Origin of the sequence: Dorea sp. AGR2135, from assembly GCF_000420885.1 — a bacterium.
Taxonomy (GTDB): domain Bacteria; phylum Bacillota; class Clostridia; order Lachnospirales; family Lachnospiraceae; genus Dorea; species Dorea formicigenerans.
In genome coordinates this window covers 1-14,005 of record NZ_ATVU01000016.1, presented here as the reverse complement: position 1 = coordinate 14,005, position 14,005 = coordinate 1, and the positions used below count along the sequence as shown (strand labels likewise).

Below are 14,005 nucleotides of genomic sequence, written 5' to 3'. Positions count from 1 at the left end.
GGAGTGTGTGTCGTTATGTTGGATACGAAGGTGATGTTGGAAATACATTTGAGCCAGTAGAGGACGATGAATTCCTGATATTTAATAACTATCACTTTATGACGATGAGCATGGATTATGCTCTTGCCACGATTACAGGAACTAAGACATTGACAGGTGGTAATCTGGAAGCCGGAGAATTCCGATTTGGACTGTATGATTCAAATGGAACATTGATTGAAACAAAAACAAACGATGCTTCCGGTAATATTACATTCCGTACAATTCCATATTATACAGCAGTAACTTATTCTTACACTGTAAAAGAGATTAATGAGCAGGGGGAAAATACCGTTAGCGATATTGAATATGATCCGTCTGTATATACCGTTATGGTAAATGTGGATGAAAAAATGGATATGTCTATAACTTACATAAAAAATGGAACAAATGTGGAGAACTCATCCGAGAGTGTAGATAGAATCTCATTTGAAAATAAGATGTCTGTAACAGCAGCAGCTATTGATCCAGCGGTTAAGAAAGTATTGAATAATGCTGAACTTCAGCCGGGAGAATTTACATTCCAGTTATTTGATGAGAATAACAACTTGATTGATACTAAGAAAAATACAGACAATGGTTCTGTACTCTTTGATTCCATTATATTTGATGAAGTTGGAGATTATAATTACACAATTAAAGAATTGATTCCGTCAGATTCGAGACAAATCTAAAGACGGCAGTAAAGATCCGATTAAGGGAGCAACTTATGCACCGTATAAAGTACTTAGTGGTGAAGGCCGCGACATTCTGATAGGCACACGGATATCAGATGAAAATGGTTATATGACATTTGAAAATGTAGAACCAGGAACTTATTACTTCAAAGAAGTTTCATCTCCAGCAGGTAAGATTGTAGCAGAGTGGACGACAGGAGATTCAGCCGAGTCATTTGAGCGAAAATTGAATGTTGATACATCGTATATTTTATGTGAGGTATCTGCACCAGAAGGATATGATCTTGCTGAAGATACAGAATTTATAATTGATGCATATGGAATTATGAGCATTACATCAGGTCCGGATGCGGAGAAGACAAGTGATACAGCCCAGATTGGATTATTTGCAATTCTTTCTATTGCAGCAATTGTAGTTGTGATTATCGTACTTCGCAGAAGAAAAAATTCATAAAGTAAATGATTGAAGGGGCTGTGAAAAAATTAATAACATAATCTATTCTAACCCAAAACAGGCAGTTTTGCCAATGCTAATTCAAGATTATTTGGACATCTGTGATCCAGTGCTGACTTTTGATAGATTTATGGGAGAAATCGCACTGGAGAATCAGTGTAAAGTTAATCTCCGCTTCATATATCTTATGGATCATCAAGCACCTTCTTACCGTACTTTCGGCTACTTCATCAACGAAGTACTTGCTGATTCCATTGAAGAAATATTTCAAGACATATTGATTGAAGTATTTCTCGTTTCTATCGGACAGAATCTTTATAAATATCGCAACAAACAGAAAAAAGTTGCAACTGCCGCATAGAATTTCATAATAGCATTCATATGGGGGAAGGGGAACTATATCCTTTTTATAATTCGTCATGTTAAAGTGATACAATACTATATGGTAAAAACAAAATATAGTGATTTTATAATAACTTTATAGTAATATAGTTGCGCAGAGATATCAAAGTAAGGTATACTAAGAAAAATCAAAGCGGTCAGATGGAAAGAGAGAAGAAATCATGGACATTATAGAAAATATCAAAAAGAGAAGCACAGAGCTTACAAGAAAACAGTACATGGTTGCAAAGTATATGATTGATCATCCGGACGAGATGGCATATATTACATTGAAAGAGTTGAGTCAGAACATCGGAGTAACGGAGATTACGATACTTAATACATGTGCATCACTTGGCTATGAAGGTTTTACCCAGATTAAATATGAATTTCGCAAGGATATAATTCAGAAACAAAAGACGGATGTTCTGGACGATAGCAGTGTCTATACAGAGAAAGTTCCCAAATATGAACATGATAACCGGGAAAAGGTTCTGTCAGAGATTGGAGATGAAGAGGTCAAAGCTATTACGGATTACTGGCAAAATATTGATTTAAAAAAATATTTTGAAGCGGCAGATTTGATTTTGAATAGTAAGCAGATTTTTATCTGTGGAAGAGGCATTTCCTGGACGCTGGCGGAATATATGAAAAACAGACTCTCTTCTTGTGAGGTCCTTGGAATTACTGCAAATACAGAATTGAATGATGATGTTTATGGAATGTTGAATTCACTGACAGAAGAATCTCTGCTCATACCGATTTCATTTCCGGATTACTACTTTATGACAACGAAAGTGACAGAGCGGGCAAGAATGCAGAATGCAAAAATACTGGCAATTACTGACCGTCTGGACACAGCAGTGGCGCAGTGCGCAGACTTGACATTGACAGCTCCGACTATGACGCGTGTTTTTCTGAATACATTGACATCACCGATGCTTATGCTGAATTTGTTGACCTCCGCTATAAAATTAAAGCAGGGCAAGACAGAACTTAATGAGAATTAGCGTGCAAAAAAGAATTAAAGAACAATAACGGATTAGTAAAATAGACTGAAAATAAAGCGAAAATAAAGTGGAGATATAAGAAAATTGGTGCAATATTACTGAAGGTGTAGTATAGCACCAATTTTTATTACAAAAAGATAGACCAAAATTAAAGCATTTGATATAATATAGACAAATATTATAGATGCAACGGAAAAAGGAGGTTAATCTATGAAAAAGAAAATCATAAGTGCACTTCTCGCAGCGGTTATGGTATTTTCCCTGACAGCCTGTGGTGGTGGAAATGACAAAAAGTCAGCAGACGGAACGTGTTACAACACGTATCTGGACACAGATCCGACAACGATGGATCCGGTCAAAGGTAATGATACTTACAGTATGGGAATCCTGAGAAATATTATGGAGCCTTTGACGCGTCTGGAAGAAGATGGAGATAAGCAGGAACGTAAAGGTGCCGGAGCAGAATCATGGAAATCTAATGATGACGGTACCGTCTGGACATTCCATCTTCGTGATAATAAGTGGTCTGATGGCGAGCCGGTTACAGCAGATGATTACGTATACGGAATGAAGCAGACACTTGACCCGGAAGCTGGTTCACCAAATGCATTTTACATTACATGTATTAAGAACGGTGAAGCAATCTACAATGGAGAAAAAGATGTGTCTGAACTTGGCGTAAAAGCAGTCGATGATAAAACACTTGAGATTACATTAGAGTACTCGGTACCATATTTCCTTGCTCTGACAGATACAAGAGCTATGTATCCGGTTCGTGAAGATCTGGTAGAAAAATACGGAGAGAGCTATGGCGCAAATGTAGAATCTATGGTCGGATGTGGACCATTCAAGATGACAAGCTGGAAACGTAATTCTAAAATCGAATTAGAGAAAAATGAAAATTACTGGGATAAAGATTCTGTAAAATTAGATAAAGTAAATTATCAGATTGTATCAGACCAGACAGCAAGATTCAACTCCTTCGACAGTGGATCTTTGGATTATGTTGCATGTGCTGATAAAGAGTGGATCGAAAGATTTGATAAGAAAGACAAAGTTGATGTTGTTGAAGCACTAATCCCGACAGTAAGATACGATTTCTTTAACTGCCAGGACAAAATATTCAGCAATGTAAACATCAGAAAAGCTTTCACAATGGCAGTAAACCGTGAAGATATGTGTTCAGTTATTTACAATGATATCCACAAACCATTATACGGCTGGGTTCCATATTCTACATCAACGGGTGAACTTGGAGAGTATCGTAATCAGGTAGAAGAGCCATTAAAATCTATTACAGAAGATCCAAAAGAGTTACTTCTTAAAGGTATGCAGGAATTAGGACTCGGAAGTGATCCATCTACATTAAATATTACATATACATTAAGTGGTACAACTGAGTGGACAAGAACTTATGCAGCATATTGTCAGCAGATGTGGGAGAAAATTCTTGGAGTAAAAGTTGAGCTTGACTTCAATGAGTGGGGAACATTCCAGAGTAAGACGAATAATGGTGAATTCCAGATCGCTATGATGACCTGGACTATCGACTATGATGATCCAATGGCTATGATGGAAGTATTTGCCGGTGGTTCTAACATGGTTCCTGTATTCTGGCAGAATGAGCAGTATGACAGTCTTATTGCTCAGGCAAGAAAAGAGATGGATGAAAAGACAAGAGTTGACCTTTACAAACAGGCAGAAAATATTCTTCTGGCAGATGACTGTGTTATCAGCCCGAACGTAAATGAATGTACACATTCTTATTATTATCAGTATGTGAAGAATTACAATAAACTGGCAAGTTCAACAAGTGGACTGAAATATGTAGATACAAGTGCAAGATAGTAAAAGATAAGAATTTTACCGCCGCTTAATCTAAGAGCGGCGGTATTTTTAACAGGAGTGGATAATATGAAAAAATTTCTTGTAAAAAGAATCGGTTATATGATTGTTACTCTCGTAATCATCATTACAGCCACATTTTATATGATGCACAGTATTCCGGGAGATCCGCTTGCCCACATGGCAAGAAATCTTCCTGAGCAGACAAAAGCAAATTATTATGCAAAATATGGACTGGACAAATCCACAACGGAACAGTATGGAATTTTTATGAAGAATCTGATTACGAAAGGTGATCTTGGTGAGTCCTTAAAATATCCTGGAACTTATATAACAGACACACTTCTTGAAAATTCCAAAGTTTCAGCGACTCCGGGAGGACTGGCGCTGATTGTTGGAGTATTTTTAGGTATTATTCTTGGAATCGTGGCCGCACTTCATAAAAATAAGTGGCCTGATTACATAGTCATGTTCATAGCAATACTGGGTATTACGGTTCCAGTATTCGTACTGGCATCACTTCTTCAGTTTGTATTCTGTGTACAACTCGGAGTGTTGCCAACAACAGGATGGGGAAGCTGGCAGAATGTGGTTCTTCCGACCGTTGTATTGAGTTTTGGCACGATTGCCACTTATGCTCGTTATGTAAAGTCCAATATGCTGGATGTTATGAATCAAGATTATATTCTGACAGCGGAAGCAAAAGGTGTCAGCAGATTCAATGTGATCCGCAAACATGTTATGAAAAATGCATTTCTCCCATGTATGACACTTCTCGTAGGCCAGATATCCGGAATCTTTACAGGTTCTTTCGTTGTAGAAAAAATATTTGGAATACCAGGACTTGGATTTTATTACATCAATTCAATTAATGACCGAGATTACACGATGATTATCGGAACCACTGTATTTGCAGCATTTTTATTTGTATTTGTACAGTTGATCGTAGATATTGCATATACAGTTCTGGATCCTAGAATCCGGGTTGATTAGGAGGAAGATACATGATGGAAAACCAGAATACATTTGATATGACAGAAAATATCCCAGATGAAATGTTTGAAATCATCGGACTTGAGAAAGATGAAGAGGTTCCTGCTCGTCCGAGAATCGGATACTGGGCCGATGCATGGAGAAGATTTAAAGAAAATAAAGTAGCGCTTCTGGCAGGTATTATCCTTCTTGTTCTTATATTTTTCATTATATTCGGACCGGCCATCAGTGGATATGGATATGAGAAAATTGATTCGGGTGCAATCAATCAGGGACCAAGTGCAGCACATTGGTTCGGAACAGATGACCTTGGACGTGATCTGTTTGCCAGAGTATGGCAGGCGGGACGTGTCTCTCTTTTGATTGGTATTACAGGAGCGCTTGTAGCCAGTTTGATCGGAAGTATCTATGGAGGTATCGCAGCATATTTTGGAGGAATTGTGGACGATATCATGATGCGTATTGTAGAGGTTCTTTTAAGTATTCCATATCTTTTGATTGTTATCCTGATTTCTGTGATGACGGACAGCAAGAGTCTTGGAACGATGCTGATTGCCTTGACACTGACAGGATGGTGTGGAATTGCCAGACTGGTGCGTGGACAGATGCTTCAGCTGAAATCACAGGAATTTGTCCTTGCAGCAAATGCACTCGGTGTATCGCCGATGAAAATTATTATGAAACATATGATTCCAAATACACTCGGTATGATTATCGTAGCTATTACATTTGATATTCCAGGATACATTTTCTCAGAGGCGTTCTTAAGTTATGTAGGACTTGGAATCCAGCCGCCACAGACAAGCTGGGGAGCTCTTGCATCTGCCGCTCAGCAGAACTTTATGTTCTATCCAACACAGCTTTTGTTCCCGGCAATTATGATTGCCCTTACAATGCTGAGTTTTACTTTGCTTGGTGACGGACTTCGTGACGCATTAGATCCGAAACTTAGAAAATAGTCTGGAGGTAGATGAAGATGGAAAATGAAAAAGTATTAGAAGTAGATAATCTGCATGTTTCTTTTCAGACTTATGCAGGAGAAGTAAAAGCTGTCCGTGGTGTCAGCTTTGAATTAAAAAAAGGTGAGACGCTTGCATTCGTAGGAGAGTCAGGATGTGGAAAGACCGTAACGGCCAAAGCTGTCATGCGTCTTTTAAAACCGCCATTCGCAGAGATTAAACCGGAGTCGAAGATTGTCTGTAATGGAAAAGATGTCATGAAAATGACGGACAAAGAATTATATAAGTTTCGCGGAGACGAAATCAGTATGATTTTTCAGGATCCAATGACTTCACTGAATCCTACGATGACCATTGGTAAGCAGATTATGGAAAGTCTGATCATTCATCGTGGCATGAATAAGGCAGAGGCAAGAAAAGAAGCTATCCGTATGCTTGAGATGGTCAAGATTCCAAGCCCGGAATCTCGAATTGATAATTATCCGCATGAATTATCCGGTGGTATGAGACAACGTGTTATGATTGCCATTGCACTTGCATGTAATCCGAAAATTCTGATTGCAGATGAACCAACAACTGCGCTTGATGTAACAATCCAGGCACAGATTATGGATCTGATGCGCGAATTAAAAGAAAAATCTAATACAGCTATTATTCTGGTAACACATGACCTTGGTGTTGTGGCTAATTTCGCGGACCGTATTCAGGTTATGTATGCAGGCCAGGTCGTAGAGAGGGGAACTGCCCGTGAGATTTTCTATGAAAGCAAACATCCGTATACATGGGCGCTTTTAAGTTCCGTGCCAAAGGTTACCAATGAATCAAAAGAAGAATTATATGCGTTAAAGGGAACACCTCCGGATCTCCTGCTTCCATTACATGAATGCCCATTTGCATCAAGATGTGAGTACTGCATGGGAATCTGTAAAGAGAGAAATCCAAGGGAGACATCCTTAAGTGATACACATAAGGTGTCATGCTGGCTGCAGCATCCAAAAGCACCGAAGGTAGAATCCTTCTATGATAAGGAGGCAAAATAATGGATCAGAATAATTATATCTTTGAAGTAGAAGACCTTTGTAAATATTTTCCGGCAGGAAAGAAAAAGGTCGTAAAGGCTGTAGACGGAATTAATCTGAAGATTCGAAAAGGCGAGACGATTGGTCTTGTTGGAGAATCTGGTTGTGGAAAGACAACTTGCGGAAGAACGATTATCAAGTTGTATGAGCCGACAAAGGGAAAGATTCTTTTTGAAGGAAAAGATGTATCCAAACTTCATGGAAAGGAACTGTTATCTTTCAAAAAGGATGTTCAGGTCATATTCCAGGATCCGTATGCATCTCTGGACCCACGTATGACAATCGGAGAGATTATCAGTGAAGGAATGCATGTACATTTGAAACTTTCTCAGAAAGAAATGGATGAAAGAGTCGCAGATCTGTTAAATAAAGTAGGTTTAAATGCTGAATATGCCAACCGTTTTGCTCATGAGTTATCCGGTGGTCAGAGACAGCGTGTCGGTATTGCCCGCGCGCTGGCGGTAGAACCGAAGTTTATTATGTGTGATGAGCCAATCTCTGCGCTGGATGTTTCTATTCAGGCACAGGTCGTCAATCTTCTGATCAAATTGCAGAGAGAGATGGGACTGACTTATCTGTTCATTTCCCATGACCTGTCCATGGTGAAACACATTTCCGACCGTGTCGGAGTTATGTATCTTGGATCCTTCGTGGAGCTGGCAAGCAATGAAGTGCTGTATTCATCTCCGAAGCATCCGTATACACAGGCGTTGATCTCAGCAATCCCGGAAGCAGATCCTGATTATGAGAGCCAGAAGGAAAAGACGAAACTGGAAGGTGAGGTTCCAAGTCCATTGAATCCACCATCTGGATGTAAATTCCGTACCAGGTGTAAATATGCGACCGAGCGGTGTGCGCAGGAGTCCCCAGTGTTCAGAGAGATAGAGTCGGATCATTTTGTGGAGTGCCACCTGTTTGATAAAGACGGAGAAAAATAAGATTTTGATTCACAATTTTTGAATTTATTTTGAACAGACCATGTCTAAAAGGTCTGAATGTAACATGTTAAGGAGGAAAAGACATGCTCAGTCAGAATATGACAGATAAAATCATAGACTACATCATGTCTCATGGAGGGGATTTTGCAGAAGTGTTCGCAGAGCATACACGACGGAATCAGCTTGCCATGACAGGTGGAAATATGTCAGAGGCACTGGCAGGAATTGAATCAGGAGTAGGAATCCGTATATTTTCCGGCGACCAGTGTGCATATTTCTACACAGAAGATGAGAGAGAAGAGAATCTTTTCCGTCTGTTAAAAGAAAACTGGAAAGCAGGGGAACCAGTCAGACCGGACTGGGAGAAGCTGTCTGCAGATCAGAAAATATATGACAGCACGACAGAATATTTCCAAAGTGCTTCTGTCAAAGATAAGATGAAACTTATGGAAAAATGCGACAAAGCAGGACTTGCATATAGTAGTCAGATTTCGCAGATGTATCTGAAATATTTGGATATGGATCAGCATGTGCAGATTGCCAATTCGGAAGGTTGCTACATGGAAGACCACCGCATGAAGACAAGACTCTCTATTGAGGCGGTTGTCCGTGACGACCAGGACGTGCAGCGGAGTTATTATGGACCTGGGGCAATGGGAGGTTATGAGTTCCTGAAACAGATAAATGTAGAAGAGTGTGCCAGAAAGGTCGCACAGAATGCCATTCGCTGTCTGGGAGCCAGAGCTTGCCCGACAGGAAGAATGCCAGTCATTATTGCTAATGGATTCGGAGGACTGTTCTTCCATGAGGCCTGCGGTCATTCTCTGGAAGCGACTTCTGTTTCTGACAATGGAAGTGAATTTTCGGGAAAATTAGGTACAAAAGTCGCTTCTGAGAAAGTGACACTGATTGATGACGGAAGTATTCGTGATGGCTGGGGATCTGGCTATATCGACGATGAAGGTGAATTGACAAGAAAAAATGTGCTGATTAAAGATGGAATCCTAAAAAATTATTTGGTGGACCGCCTGAATGGAAAGAAACTTGGTTTGTCTGCAAATGGAAGCAGTCGCCGCGAGAGCTATCGGTTTGCGCCGGTGGCAAGAATGAGCAACACTTATATTGCACCGGGCAGTGATGACGTAGAGAAAATGATTGCGTCTGTAGACCGTGGAATCTATGTAAAGAGTATCAATGCAGGTTCGGTCAACAGTATTACCGGCGAGTTCAACTTTAATACGGGAGAAACATTTCTGATTGAACACGGAGAGATTACGGTGCCGGTTCACAGTGCCACTCTGATTGGAACAGGAGGGGATATCCTTCAGAAAGTCGAGCAGGTAGGAAAGGATTATGAGCTTGGTCAGGGGTTCTGCTATGCCGGAAGCGGAGCTATCTATATTGGGGCAGGACAGCCTACCGTAAAAGTATCAGAGATGACAGTGGGAGGAGACGAGATATGTTAGATTGCAGAGAGCGGAAAACAATAGAAAAGCTGTCTGAGGAGCTTGAAAAAGCTGGCTATACTCACATTTCTTTCCAGGTCGTTCATACGAAGTCAAGAACAACAAGTGTACGTGGCCACAAGTCTGTAAAAAAACAGGACAGCGAGGATGCAGTCTATGTAATCGAGGCTGCTCATGACGGGAAAAAAGAAAAGTCTTACTGGACAGTTCTTCCGGGAGCAGAAGCTTTAATTACAATGCTGAGAGAGAATATGGAAGCTCTGGGTGAAAAATATGAAGAAGATGTGGATAACGCTAAGAATTCAAAAGAAGCATGTGGAGAGGATGAAAAAGTGCAGTTCATGTGGGAGAACCATGAGACTGTGATGAAAAAGCTTGCAGAGGCAAAGGAAGAAGTTTATCAGGTCCCGAATATAGACCTTGTGGATTATCTTGGATATGAGCAATATTTGGAAGAGATTTATGTATTGGGACCGGGAGATAAGAGGTTCATGGATGCTACAGGATACCACAGTCTCCGTGCAGATTTAAAGGCGGAGAAGGATGGACAGGCATCTTATGCCAGAGGATGCTGTTATGTGAGTGAGTTGGCAGATGACAGTGCAAAGAAGCTGGCACGTGAGACAGCTAAAGAAGCCAGAGCCGGCCTTGGTGCAGAACCGATTGTGTCTGGGCAGTATCCGGTCATTTTGAAAAACTCCGTGATGGCAGAATTACTGGAAGCGTATATTCCGGCATTTTATGCAGACCGGATTAAAAATGAAAGAAGTGCGCTTGCAGGACGTGAGGGTGATAAGATTGCATCTGCAAATGTTTCATTAAAAGAGGTGCCAGATTTGAAAGAGGGCAGAGTATGCCGTAGAATTGATGATGAAGGAATACCTGTGAAAGAAAAATACCTGATAAAAGAAGGAACATTTAAAACACAACTTGTAAATAAAGAACTTGCGAAAAAATTAAAAATCGAACCTACAGGAAATGGTTTTAAACAATCGCCAAAATCTGATGTGGAAATTGGGATTACAAATGTTATTTTGCAATCTGAATGTGATCTGGGTGAGAAAACAGAATCCTCAATTTTGGACTTGAAGAAAAAAATGTGTCATGGTATCCTTGTAACCGATGTAGATGGTGTATTTGCAGGAATTAATGTAATGACGGGGACATTTTCATTAATTGTAAAAGGAAGAAAGATTGAGAATGGCCAGGAAACAGATGCATTTTGTCAGGTGACGATTGCAGGTAATTTCTTTGACATGCTTGGTCAGATTCAGGGAATCGCAAATGATTACATATCTACATATCCGGATTGCGCAAGTGTAATTGCTCCATCAGTGTATGTAGGAGAATTGGCAGTATCCGGAATATAAGTATGTGATTTCGGAGGAAGAAAATTGTGAAAAACAAAAATCAGACAATGTTACAGCGGGGAATAACATTGTTGACAGTTATTATTGGAAATGCTATGTACGCAGCGGTCGCAGTATTATTTCTGCTTCCGTCAGGACTGCCGACCGGAGGAACGACAGGTATTGCACTTTTAGTGAACAGATTGACCGGATTATCCGTTTCGATATTCGTGCTGGGATTTAATATTGTGATGCTGGTAGTCGGATTTATTTTTCTTGGAAAGAAATTCGCATTTACAACTATTGTAAGTACATTTACCTATCCAATCTGCCTGGAGTTATTCGGACAGATCTTTGCAAATGTACATTTCACAGACGATATCTGGCTGAATACGATATTCTCAGGGCTGGGAATCGGAGTGGGACTTGGAAGCGTCATTCGTATGGGAGCATCCACCGGAGGTATGGATATTCCGCCGTTGATTTTGAATAAATATTTTAAGATACCTGTGTCAGTCAGCCTGAATGTATTTGATATATGTATACTGCTTGGTCAGGCTATCCTCATACCGCCTGAGATGCTGTTATATGGAGTTATTCTTGTTATAACCTATACAACAGTGCTGAATAAGGTATTGCTCCTTGGTGGCTCGAAAATGGAGGTTAAAATCATCAGCAGAAATCCGGAGCCAATCCGTCAGGCGATTATCGGGCATCTGGACCGGGGACTTACAATTCTGCGTGCAGAGGGTGGATATTCACAGGAAGACCGCCAGGTGCTTCTCGTTGTTGTGTCAAACCGTGAACTGCATCAGTTGGAGCGTATTGTAAAGAATATTGATCCGGAAAGCTTTGTGATTGTAAGTGAAGTCAGAGAAGTCAGCGGTCGTGGATTTTCATTGACAAAAGAGCACAAGAGTACTCAGAGTGAAGGAAATAGTGCCAGTGCAAATGTGAAGTAAGAGATTGAAAATATTTAAAATTACGTGAAAGTCAGCCGAAAGTCAGGATTGAAAAATAAGGTAAAAAATTTCCAAAAAATAAGGTTGAAAAAATAAAGTAAAAAATGATTGACATTAGGGTAAACCTCTAGTATAATCATTTTTGCTGGAGAAATACTCAAGAGGCTGAAGAGGCGCCCCTGCTAAGGGTGTAGGTCGGGTGACCGGCGCGAGGGTTCAAATCCCTCTTTCTCCGTAGGTAAGAGATTTGGAAGAAATTCCAAATCTCTTTTTTTCGTTCTAAGCAAAGACCGCTACTTGAAATTTACATTTGACTGGGGTACTATCTTTTTAAATAAACTACACGTATAGAAGAAAAGAAGCCAAGACGATGTTGGATAGTTCCCATTATGCTATGCTGGAGGCAAAAGAGAAGGTATTACGTTATATGGCTTGCCAGAAGTATCTTGGAAAGAACTACGGGGCAGTTATGCTACTTGCTGGATTTCCCGGAGCAGGCAAGACATCCATTGCAGTTTCGATTGCAAAGGCGATGGGAATACCTTGTGTGAAAATATCACTGGCAGGTGTTTCGGATGCATTATTTCTACGAGGAACACAGACAGTATTCAATCATGCCAAGCCGGGAAGGATTGTGGATGTTCTGGTACATGGGAAAAGCTTCTGCCCATTGATCTTATTGGATGAAATTGACAAAATGGGAAGTTCCATCGAACATGGCTGCCCGGAAAATGTACTTCTTGACATATTATACAGTGACCGTTCAAAATTTGTAGATAACTATCTGGGATTTCCACTGGATCTGTCAAATGTAATTTTTGTGGCAACAGCTAATAGTCTTGAACCGTTGTAGCCGATATTACAGGATCGTCTGGACATTGTAGGATTACCTCCATATACGATAAGAGACAAAAAGCAAATTGTGAAAGGATACATTTGGCCAAAACTGATCAAGGAGTATCAAATAGAGCAGGTAGATATTGAGGAAGATGCAATAGAAGAATTGATTGCAGAGGTGCACAGTAGAAGTATGTCATGCAATTGCATGACACGAACCTCGCAGCAAGAATGCCGAGGCATTCTTGAATATGTAGAAGGAAATATCATAAAGAACATCAAAGCAGAGAATCTGGCAAAAATAATGGGACTTATTTATTATAGATAAGATTGTAATAATGGGCACTATATTTTGTATGTTATATGCGTGTAAACACTAAGTATAGATGCGGAAAATTAATGAGAAAAAGTATGAGAAAAAGATGTAAAAAAAGATAAATAAAAGTATTGACATATGGTTGCCCAAATGATATTATAACTAAGCTGATTCGCGAGAAAACAATTCTTAAGAATCAAAAAAAGAATAAAAAGTTATTGACAAGAGTTAATAATTATGATATTCTAGACAAGCTGCTTCGAACGACAGAGATGATCGAAGCGGACAGTGAAAAAGAAAAATAAAAAAGTTGTTGACAAGCGATTGTAAATGTGATAATATAAAAAAGCTGTCGCTGAGACTACAACAAGAAAAAGAACCTTGATAATTAAATAATAGACAACAACCCTGAAGATTCTTTAAGAGAAAATTCAGAACGGACATTGAATAACAATGTCGACCTTAAAACAGTAAAAGGGATAAGAAAGCTAGTAGTTTTCTTGACCTGGAACGAACTTTGATTTTAAATCCGAGTCAAATCGGAATTAAGATTTTTAAACGAGAGTTTGATCCTGGCTCAGGATGAACGCTGGCGGCGTGCTTAACACATGCAAGTCGAGCGAAGCACTTAAGTTCGATTCTTCGGATGAAGACTTTTGTGACTGAGCGGCGGACGGGTGAGTAACGCGTGGGTAACCTG

Annotated in this window: 14 protein-coding genes, 1 tRNA gene, 1 rRNA gene and 1 pseudogene; 16 read left to right on the top strand and 1 reads right to left on the bottom strand. The window is 39.9% G+C overall.

Translation table 11 applies throughout. The annotated features are described in order from the left end of the window. Nucleotides 1-5: 5 nt before the first annotated feature. From G593_RS0110810 to G593_RS0110795, 4 genes and pseudogenes are all read left to right on the top strand, one after another. Nucleotides 6-713, top strand: coding sequence for a Spy0128 family protein (locus G593_RS0110810; RefSeq protein WP_029731678.1), 708 nt, complete (start codon nt 6-8; stop codon nt 711-713). Continuing rightward, nucleotides 697-1,170 (top strand): prealbumin-like fold domain-containing protein, encoded by a 474-nt coding sequence (locus tag G593_RS0110805; RefSeq protein ID WP_330360837.1) that lies wholly within the window; start codon nt 697-699, stop codon nt 1,168-1,170. Before G593_RS0110810 ends, G593_RS0110805 begins: the two co-directional genes overlap by 17 nt. Nucleotides 1,171-1,243: 73 nt before the next feature. Then, nucleotides 1,244-1,462 (top strand): annotated as a pseudogene (locus G593_RS0110800) (transposase); the annotation flags it as partial. Nucleotides 1,463-1,733: 271 nt separating this feature from the next. Next, complete coding sequence (locus G593_RS0110795) at nt 1,734-2,561, top strand: MurR/RpiR family transcriptional regulator (RefSeq protein WP_029731675.1); 828 nt, start codon at nt 1,734-1,736, stop codon at nt 2,559-2,561. Here G593_RS0110795 and G593_RS21750 read toward each other — a convergent pair. Then, complete coding sequence (locus G593_RS21750) at nt 2,526-2,846, bottom strand: hypothetical protein (protein WP_442852372.1); 321 nt, start codon at nt 2,844-2,846, stop codon at nt 2,526-2,528. The genes G593_RS0110795 and G593_RS21750 overlap by 36 nt on opposite strands. Here G593_RS21750 and G593_RS0110790 point away from each other — a divergent pair. From G593_RS0110790 to G593_RS0110730, 12 genes are all read left to right on the top strand, one after another. Then, nucleotides 2,772-4,409, top strand: a complete 1,638-nt coding sequence (locus G593_RS0110790) for a peptide ABC transporter substrate-binding protein (RefSeq protein WP_029731674.1) — start codon at nt 2,772-2,774, stop codon at nt 4,407-4,409. The two genes, G593_RS21750 and G593_RS0110790, sit on opposite strands and share 75 nt — an antisense overlap. A 66-nt stretch (nt 4,410-4,475) precedes the next feature. Then, nucleotides 4,476-5,399: an ABC transporter permease gene (locus G593_RS0110785; RefSeq protein WP_005334658.1), complete on the top strand. Its 924-nt coding sequence runs from the start codon at nt 4,476-4,478 to the stop codon at nt 5,397-5,399. A gap of 11 nt (nt 5,400-5,410) precedes the next feature. Next, nucleotides 5,411-6,358, top strand: coding sequence for an ABC transporter permease (locus G593_RS0110780; RefSeq protein WP_005342035.1), 948 nt, complete (start codon nt 5,411-5,413; stop codon nt 6,356-6,358). A gap of 17 nt (nt 6,359-6,375) precedes the next feature. Then, complete coding sequence (locus G593_RS0110775; protein WP_022279613.1) at nt 6,376-7,398, top strand: ABC transporter ATP-binding protein; 1,023 nt, start codon at nt 6,376-6,378, stop codon at nt 7,396-7,398. Next, nucleotides 7,398-8,375, top strand: a complete 978-nt coding sequence (locus G593_RS0110770; protein WP_029731672.1) for an ABC transporter ATP-binding protein — start codon at nt 7,398-7,400, stop codon at nt 8,373-8,375. The genes G593_RS0110775 and G593_RS0110770 overlap by 1 nt, the downstream gene beginning before the upstream one ends. 83 nt (nt 8,376-8,458) lie before the next feature. Further along, a complete protein-coding gene (locus G593_RS0110765) occupies nt 8,459-9,841 on the top strand; it encodes a TldD/PmbA family protein (protein ID WP_005342029.1) in 1,383 nt (460 codons plus the stop codon). Further along, complete coding sequence (locus G593_RS0110760; RefSeq protein WP_029731671.1) at nt 9,835-11,211, top strand: metallopeptidase TldD-related protein; 1,377 nt, start codon at nt 9,835-9,837, stop codon at nt 11,209-11,211. The genes G593_RS0110765 and G593_RS0110760 overlap by 7 nt, the downstream gene beginning before the upstream one ends. A 26-nt stretch (nt 11,212-11,237) precedes the next feature. Continuing rightward, the gene (locus G593_RS0110755) at nt 11,238-12,152 is read left to right on the top strand and encodes a YitT family protein (RefSeq protein ID WP_022279611.1); all 915 of its coding nucleotides are present in this window, start codon (nt 11,238-11,240) and stop codon (nt 12,150-12,152) included. A 147-nt stretch (nt 12,153-12,299) separates the two neighbouring features. Then, nucleotides 12,300-12,387, top strand: a tRNA-Ser gene (locus G593_RS0110750). A 135-nt stretch (nt 12,388-12,522) separates the two neighbouring features. Beyond that, on the top strand, nt 12,523-13,005 hold the full coding sequence (locus G593_RS0110745; protein ID WP_029731669.1) for an AAA family ATPase: 483 nt from the start codon (nt 12,523-12,525) through the stop codon (nt 13,003-13,005). Between the two features lie 69 nt (nt 13,006-13,074). Then, nucleotides 13,075-13,317 (top strand): hypothetical protein, encoded by a 243-nt coding sequence (locus G593_RS20130; RefSeq protein WP_029731668.1) that lies wholly within the window; start codon nt 13,075-13,077, stop codon nt 13,315-13,317. Between the two features lie 542 nt (nt 13,318-13,859). Beyond that, nucleotides 13,860-14,005 (top strand): 16S ribosomal RNA (locus G593_RS0110730); the annotation flags it as partial.

Bases quoted from the DNA above. Each gene is read 5' to 3' on its own strand.
- G593_RS0110780 (WP_005342035.1), top strand. From the start codon at position 5,411: ATGATGGAAAACCAGAATACATTTGATATGACAGAAAATATCCCAGAT.
- G593_RS0110795 (WP_029731675.1), top strand. From the start codon at position 1,734: ATGGACATTATAGAAAATATCAAAAAGAGAAGCACAGAGCTTACAAGA.
- G593_RS0110790 (WP_029731674.1), top strand. From the start codon at position 2,772: ATGAAAAAGAAAATCATAAGTGCACTTCTCGCAGCGGTTATGGTATTT.
- G593_RS0110760 (WP_029731671.1), top strand. From the start codon at position 9,835: ATGTTAGATTGCAGAGAGCGGAAAACAATAGAAAAGCTGTCTGAGGAG.
- G593_RS0110745 (WP_029731669.1), top strand. From the start codon at position 12,523: ATGTTGGATAGTTCCCATTATGCTATGCTGGAGGCAAAAGAGAAGGTA.
- G593_RS0110770 (WP_029731672.1), top strand. From the start codon at position 7,398: ATGGATCAGAATAATTATATCTTTGAAGTAGAAGACCTTTGTAAATAT.
- G593_RS0110785 (WP_005334658.1), top strand. From the start codon at position 4,476: ATGAAAAAATTTCTTGTAAAAAGAATCGGTTATATGATTGTTACTCTC.
- G593_RS0110765 (WP_005342029.1), top strand. From the start codon at position 8,459: ATGCTCAGTCAGAATATGACAGATAAAATCATAGACTACATCATGTCT.
- G593_RS0110775 (WP_022279613.1), top strand. From the start codon at position 6,376: ATGGAAAATGAAAAAGTATTAGAAGTAGATAATCTGCATGTTTCTTTT.